At 73.1% G+C, this 7,118-nt stretch carries 6 protein-coding genes; 4 read left to right on the top strand and 2 right to left on the bottom strand.

Annotation, left to right across the window (positions count from 1 at the left end; translation table 11 throughout):
- Window positions 1–298 (bottom strand): hypothetical protein (locus tag NS331_RS16180; protein ID WP_082702547.1); only part of this gene is annotated, 298 nt, incomplete at its 3' end.
- A gap of 129 nt (window positions 299–427) precedes the next feature.
- A complete protein-coding gene (locus NS331_RS16175) occupies window positions 428–2,290 on the bottom strand; it encodes an acyclic terpene utilization AtuA family protein (protein ID WP_058643000.1) in 1,863 nt (620 codons plus the stop codon).
- A gap of 250 nt (window positions 2,291–2,540) precedes the next feature.
- Between NS331_RS16175 and NS331_RS16170 the strand changes: the two genes are divergently transcribed.
- From NS331_RS16170 to NS331_RS16155, 4 genes are all read left to right on the top strand, one after another.
- On the top strand, window positions 2,541–3,716 hold the full coding sequence (locus NS331_RS16170) for an acyl-CoA dehydrogenase family protein (RefSeq protein ID WP_153012891.1): 1,176 nt from the start codon (window positions 2,541–2,543) through the stop codon (window positions 3,714–3,716).
- Window positions 3,717–3,782: 66 nt separating this feature from the next.
- The gene (locus NS331_RS16165) at window positions 3,783–4,595 is read left to right on the top strand and encodes a TIGR03084 family metal-binding protein (RefSeq protein ID WP_058642999.1); all 813 of its coding nucleotides are present in this window, start codon (window positions 3,783–3,785) and stop codon (window positions 4,593–4,595) included.
- A complete protein-coding gene (locus tag NS331_RS16160) occupies window positions 4,592–5,476 on the top strand; it encodes a phosphatidylglycerol lysyltransferase domain-containing protein (protein WP_058642998.1) in 885 nt (294 codons plus the stop codon). The genes NS331_RS16165 and NS331_RS16160 overlap by 4 nt, the downstream gene beginning before the upstream one ends.
- A gap of 124 nt (window positions 5,477–5,600) precedes the next feature.
- Window positions 5,601–7,118: acyl-CoA carboxylase subunit beta (locus tag NS331_RS16155; protein WP_058642997.1), on the top strand; the 1,518-nt coding region annotated here is incomplete at its 3' end.

Here is a 7,118-nt window from a genome sequence, read left to right as displayed (position 1 = left end):
GGCGCGGCGCCGGGCTGGCCGGGGCCTCACCCTCGCACCGCACGTCCGCCGCGGGGGCGGGCAGCGCGGGCGGTTGCGGCAGCCAGGCTTGGGCGGCCTGCGCCAGCGCGACGCAGGTGGCGCAGGCCGCATGCGTGTCTTCCTGCCGGTTGTCGGCGGCCTCACCGGCCTGCGCGGCGGTGGCCGTTTGGGCTGCTGCCGTGCCCGCAGCCAGGTGCGCGCGCTCGTGCAGCGGCAAGCCGACCGCCGTGTTGAACAACACGGCGAGCAGCAGGAGGAAGGGAAGCAGGCGGCGCATGGCGATCGGTGAGGCGCGGCATCTTACTATCGATACGCCTCTATCAATTGCGCGGCGGCCGCGTTTTTTCGCGCGTGTGGCGATGCGGACCAGGGAACGGACGGACCGCCGGGTTCCGGTACGGCGCGCTCAGCCTTCTGCCAGCAGCCGCGCCGGCACCTTCACCGGCAGGTCCAGCAATATCTGCGCATTGCCCTTGCCCAGCGGATCGAAGCGCGGCGAGGCCGGTCCGCCGCCGGCCAGCGCGCCGGGCAGGAGGAAGTTGATGGCATGGATGCCCGGCAGGTGGTGCCGCGCCACTGGGCCCGGCGTCATGTGGGCGAAGTGCGCCTGCACCACCGCCGGCGTCAGCCGCGCCCACAGCAGCGGCAGCCATTCGGGCCGCCGCGCGATGACGCCGATGTTGGACAGGTCGCCCTTGTCGCCGCTGCGGGCCCAGGCCAGGCGCACCAGCGGCACCTCGACCAGCGGCTCGCCGGGCACGTCGGTCCAGGCGTCGGGGTCGGGCAACGGCTCGGCGGCCACCGGGAGCGCTGTCGGCGCGTGCGCATCGGCCGATGGGGTCGCCACCAGCGCGTCCGCGTCGGCCACCGGCAGCGCCGCGCCGTCCAGCCTCAGCCGCACCGGCACGCGCGCCTTGTCGAGCAGGAAGGCGAAGGGCTTGATCAGCGGCGAGGGCGAGGGCCGACCGCCCGCCGGCATGGTGGTGCCGGGCGACCAGGAGGTGCCGGCCGCGGCGATCTCGCGGGCGAACAGGTCCAGCGCCTCGCGCTCGGCATGGTCCACCACCAGCCGCATCATCACCTCGCGCGCGGCGCCGGCCCGGGCGCCGGCGCCGTAGAGCGTCTCGGCGCCCAGCAACTCGATCTGCACGCGGCTGTAGTCGGCCAGGCCGCGCTGGCGCAGCATGCCGCGGGTGCGCTCGGCAATCGCTTCGGCCGTGCGGCGCGCCTTGGCCGCGGCGTCCATGCCCACGATGACCATCATCCCGGCGCAACGCCAGCCGTCCAGCTGCGTCGCCGACACCTTGTACTGCGCGCCGGGCGCGCGGCCACGGGCGCCCGTCACCTGCACCCGGCCATCCGGCGTGGCGTCGATGCGCACCCGGCGGAAGTCGCAGCACACGTCGGGCAACTGGTAGGCGGCCGGGTCGCCGATCTCGTAGAGCAGCTGTTCCGCCACGCAGGCCGGGTGCAGCAGGCCGCCGGTGCCGGCCGGCTTGGTCAGCATGAAGCTGCCGTCGGCCCGGCATTCGGCGATGGGGTAGCCGATGTGGGCCCAGTCCGGCACCTGCTGCCAGTCGGTGAACAGGCCGCCGGTGGCCTGGCAGCCGCACTCGATGATGTGGCCGGCCAGGCTGCCGCCGGCCAGGCGGTCCCAGTCCTGCGGCTGCCAGCCGAATTCGTGGATCAGCGCGCCCAGCGTCACGGCGCTGTCCACGCAGCGGCCGGTGACGACGATCTGCGCGCCGGCCGCCAGCGCCTGCGCGATGGGAAAGGCACCCAGGTAGGCATTGGCGCTGAGCACTTTGGGCGGTAGCGGCGCGCCGGAGAACATGTCGCGCACGCCGGCCTCGCGCAATGCCGGCATCAGGCCGCTCACGTCGTCGCCCTCGACCACCGCGATGCGCGGCGCCAGGCCCATCGACGCGGCCAGCGCCGCCAGCGCATCGGCGCAGCCCTGCGGATGGATGCCGCCGGCATTGGCGATGACCGTGATGCCGCGGCGCATCACCTCTGGCAGCACCTCGCGCATGGCGACGTCCACGAAGTCGGTGGCATAGCCCAGTTCGGGCTTCTTGCGGCGGGCGGCGGCCAGCACGGCCATGGTGGTCTCGGCCAGGTAGTCGAAGACCAGGTAGTCGATGGCGCCCGACTGCACCAGCTGCACCGGCCCGGCCTGGCTGTCGCCCCAGAAGCCGGACGCGCCGCCGATGCGGACCACGCGGTCGGTGCCGGAAGCGCGGGAAGAGGAGGGCGATGGGTTGGTCATGGCGCGGGCACGAGGGCATGCAGGACGATGCGCCGCAGCGTAGGCGGCCGCAGCGCGGCTGGCTTGCGCCAGGTCGCTGGCTGCTGCGGTGACTTTGACTGCGCCTGCGACGAGCACGGTGGCGGCGCCGCCCCTTCTCGCGCCTCGCACCTCGCGCCCAGCCAGTGGGCGCAAGACGCCCGCCCGCCGCTTCCCTAGTCTGCAGGCCCATGACACCGCGCCTGCCCCGCAGGCCCAGGAGACCCCACCGATGGCGCTGCTCGACGCCCCGCCGCTGCCGCACTGCTTCACGCCCGAGCACGAGGCCTTCCGCCGCATGCTGCGCGACTTCATCGCGCGCGAGATCACGCCGCACGTCAACGACTGGGACGAGGCCGGCAGCTTTCCGCGCGAGTTGTATGCCCGCACCGCCGCGCTCGGCCTGCAGGGCCTGGGCTATCCCGAAGAACTCGGTGGCACGCCCGCCGACCTGTTCTACCAGCTCATCCTGGCCGAGGAATTCGCGCGCTGCGGCTGCGGCGGCGTGCAGGCCTCGCTGAACTCGCACAGCATCGCGCTGCCGCCCATCCTGCATGCGGGCAGCGCGGCGCTCCAGCGCGAAATCATCCCGCCCGTGCTGGCCGGCGAGCGCATCGCCGCCCTGGCCATCACCGAGCCCGGCGGCGGCTCCGACGTCGCGCACCTGGCCACCACCGCACGGCGCGAGGGCGACCATTACGTGGTCGATGGCGAGAAGGTGTTCATCACCTCCGGCATGCGGGCCGACTTCATCACCACCGCCGTGCGCACCGACCCGGCCCAGCGCGGTGCCGGTGGCATCTCGCTGCTGGTCATCGACGGCGACACGCCGGGCCTGACGCGCACGCCGCTCAGGAAGATGGGCTGGTGGGCCTCCGACACCGCGCACCTGCGCTTCGACGGCTGCCGCGTGCCGGTCTCGCGGCGCGTGGGCGAGGAGCACCAGGGCTTCCGCCTGGTGATGCACAACTTCAACCACGAGCGGCTGATGATGGCCGTGCTGGCCTGCGGCTATGCCGAGGTCTGCCTGGAAGAGGCGCTGGACTGGGTGCGCCAGCGCCAGGTGGGCGGCATGGCGCTGTCGCAGCGGCAGGTGGTGCGCCACAAGCTCATGGACATGACCATGCGCATCGACGCCAGCCGCTGCCTGATCCACGACCTGGCCTGGCGCCTCCAGCACCGGCAGGCGGAGCCCGCGCAACTGGTGGCGCGCACCTGCCTCGCCAAGGTGCAGGCCACGCAGACCATGCAGTTCTGCGCCGACCAGGCCGTGCAGCTGCTCGGCGGCATGGGCTTCATGCGCGGCACGCGCAGCGAGCGGCTGTACCGCGAGGTCAAGGTCATGATGATCGGCGGCGGGGCCGAGGAAGTGATGAAGGACCTGGCCGCCCGCCAACTGGGGTTGTGAACACCCCCATGCCGCTTCGCGGCTCTCCCTCCCTGTCGCCTTCGCCCGATCACTGAAATCCCATCCATGACCCCCGACACCACCGCCGCCGATCTGCGTGCAGAGCAAGCCGAACTGTCCAGCCTCTGCGCCGACCTGTCGCCCGCCGACTGGCGCCTGCCCAGCGACTTCTACGGCTGGTCCGCCTGGGACGAGGTGGCGCATCTGTGCTACTTCGACCAGACCGGCCTGCAGGCCGCCACCGACCCCGCGGGCTTCGCCCGCGATGCCGCGGCGCTCCAGAGACGGCTGGAGGCCGGCGAGGAGATCAGCGCCATCGCGCGCGAGGCCTACGGCCACCTCGACGGGCCGGCGCTGCTCGCGCACTGGCGGCCGCTGTCCGCGCGGCTGGCGGACACGCTGGCCGCCCTCGACCCCAAGGCCCGGCTGCCCTGGTACGGCCCGCCGATGAGCGCGCGCTCCTTCGCCACCGCGCGCCTCATGGAAACCTGGGCCCACGGCCAGGACGTGTGGGACGTGCTCGGCCGCGTGCGCCCCGCCACCGGCCGGCTGCGCCACATCGCGCACCTGGGCGTGGGCACCTACGGCTGGACCTTCGTCAACCGCGGCCTGCCGGTGCCCGAGCCGGTGCCGCACGTGGCGCTGGACGCGCCCGACGGCAGCACCTGGACCTGGGGCGATCCCGCTTCTGCGCAGTCGGTGCGCGGCCCGGCGCTGGACTTCTGCCTGGTCGTGACGCAGCGGCGCCATGCCGACGACACCCTGCTGCGCATCACCGACGGCCCGGCGCGGCAGTGGATGGCCATCGCCCAGTGCTTCGCGGGCGAGCCCGCCGATGGCCCGGCACCGGGCCAGCGCCGGACCGCGGTGCGGGCTTGACCGGCGAGCCGCTCACGCTGGCGCAGCAGGCGCCCATCGAGGCGGCGCTGGCGCCGCTGCGCGCCGCGCATGGCCGAGAGGCGCTGTCGGAATGGACCTTTTCCAACCTGTACCTGTTCCGCCACGTGCACGGCTGGCGCCTCGTGCCGGGCGACTGGCCCGCGGTGGTCGGCCGCGGCTACGACGGCGCGCCGCTGGTGCTGCCGCTGTTCGACATCGCCCGGGCGCCGCAGGCCGCGCTGCGCACGCTGGCGCCGCCGCCGGCGCGGCTCTATCCCGTGTCCGACCGGCAGGCCGCGGCGCTGGACCTGCGCCGCTTCGACGTGCAGGCCTGGGACGGCGATGCCGACTATGTCTACGACGCGCAGGCCTTCATCGACTACGCCGGCCGCCCGCTCGCCAGCCGCCGCAGCCAGCTGCGGCAGTTCACCGCCGCCTGCCTGCCGCACAGCCGGCCTTTCGGCGAGGACCGGGTGGCGGACTGCCGCCACGTGCTCGCGCAGTGGATGGCGCAGAAGGGCAAGGCTGGCGGCGAGGCGGACGAGTCGCCCTGCCTGGAGGCGCTGCAGCACGCCCGCGCCTTCGGCCTGCGCGGCTTCGTCCACTGGGTCGATGGCGCGCCCGCCGGCTTCGTGCTCGGCCAGGCGCTGGCGCCCGGCGTGCAGGCCATCCGCTTCGCCAAGGGACTGGACCGGCACGTGGGCCTCTATCCCTTCATGTTCCGCCACTTCTGCATGAACTTCGAGGCGCAGTTCGGCGAGCCGGTGCGCTGGCTCAATTTCGAGCAGGACATGGGGCTGCCCGGACTGCGGCGCAGCAAGCGTAGCTATGCGCCGGCGGCGCTGCTGGCCAAGCGCCGGCTGGCGCCGCTGGCCCATTGACGCGCGGCCGGCCGCCGCCGCAAAACCCCACTCGGCAGTGCCTTCGCGCGCGAGGCACGGCCCTTCGCCCCGCCAGCCACTTCGCGCAAGACGCTGCGCCGGTGCCTGCCTAAGCTGGCGTGCCATGTCCTTCATCGACTCCACCGTCTCCGCCGGCAGCGCCGACTTCCAGGCCAACCGCGCCGCCATGCTGGCCCTCATCGACCAGTTGCGCGGCCACGAGCAGCGGGCGGTGCAGGCCTCGGCCCGCTCGGCGGAGCGCTTCGCCCAGCGCGGCCAGCTGCTGCCGCGCGAACGTCTGGCGCTGCTGCTCGATGCCGGCGCGCCCTTCATCGAGCTGTGTTCGCTCGCCGGCCTGGGCCTGGACGACGCCGACCTGTCGCGCAGCGTGCCCGGCGGCGGCGTCATCGCCGGCATCGGGGTGGTCTCGGGCGTGCGGGTGATGGTCAGCGCCTCCGACTCGGGCATCGATGCCGGCGCGCTGCAGCCCATGGGCCTGGCCAAGCAGCTGCGCGTGCAGGAGCTGGCGCTGGAGAACAGGCTGCCCTACGTGCAGCTGGTGGAAAGCGCCGGCGCCAACCTCATGGCCTACAAGGTGGAGGAATTCATCCACGGCGGCAACCTGTTCCGCAACCTCGCGCGGCTGTCGGCCGCGGGGCTGCCGGTGGTGACGGTGACGCACGGCTCATCGACCGCCGGCGGTGCCTACCAGACGGGCCTGTCCGACTACATCGTGATGGTGCGCGGCCGCTCGCGGGCCTTCCTGGCCGGGCCGCCGCTGCTCAAGGCCGCCACCGGCGAGATCGCCACCGAGGAAGAGCTGGGCGGCGCCGAGATGCACACCACCATTTCGGGCCTGGGCGACTACATGGCCGAGGACGACCGCGACGCCATCCGCCTGGCACGCGAGATCCTGGCCCACATCGACTGGCAGCGCGGCATGCCGCCCGCGTCGCCGCGCGCCGCCTTCGCCCCGCCGCGCCACGACGCCGAGGAGCTGCTGGGCCTGATGCCGGCCGACCCCAAGCGGCCGGTGGACATGCGGCAGGTCATCGCCCGCATCGCCGACGGCTCCGAATTCCTGGCCTTCGGCGCCGGCTATGGCAGCGCCACCGTCTGCGGCTTCATCAAGGTGGAAGGCCTGCCGGTGGGCGTGATCACCAACAACGGCCCCATCGACCCGGCCGGCGCCGCCAAGGCCACGCACTTCATCCAGGCCTGCTGCCAGGCCCGCACACCCATCCTGTACCTGCAGAACACCACCGGCTTCATGGTGGGCCGTGCCTATGAAGAGGCGGGCATCATCAAGCACGGCTCCAAGATGATCCAGGCGGTCACCAATGCCACGGTGCCGCAGATCACGATCCAGTGCGGTGCCTCCTTCGGCGCCGGCAACTACGGTATGTGCGGCCGCGGCTTCCATCCGCGCTTCTGCTTCTCCTGGCCCAACGCGCGCACCGCCGTCATGGGCGGCGAGCAGGCGGCCCAGACCATGGCCAACGTGACCGAGGCCGCCATGCGCCGCAAGGGCCTGGAACCCGACGCCGCCAAACTGGATGAGATGCAGCGGCGCATCGTCGAGCGCTTCGACAGCCAGATGAGCGTGTTCGCCACCAGCGCCCGGCTGCTGGACGACGGCGTG

Source organism: Pseudacidovorax intermedius (genome assembly GCF_001476815.1).
Classification (GTDB): Bacteria; Pseudomonadota; Gammaproteobacteria; order Burkholderiales; family Burkholderiaceae_C; genus Xenophilus; species Xenophilus intermedius_A.
Note: the sequence above shows the minus strand (reverse complement) of the source record. Positions and strands in the feature narration are given on the sequence as shown.

Bases quoted from the DNA above. Each gene is read 5' to 3' on its own strand.
- NS331_RS16175 (WP_058643000.1), bottom strand. From the start codon at position 2,290: ATGACCAACCCATCGCCCTCCTCTTCCCGCGCTTCCGGCACCGACCGC.
- NS331_RS16170 (WP_153012891.1), top strand. From the start codon at position 2,541: ATGGCGCTGCTCGACGCCCCGCCGCTGCCGCACTGCTTCACGCCCGAG.
- NS331_RS16165 (WP_058642999.1), top strand. From the start codon at position 3,783: ATGACCCCCGACACCACCGCCGCCGATCTGCGTGCAGAGCAAGCCGAA.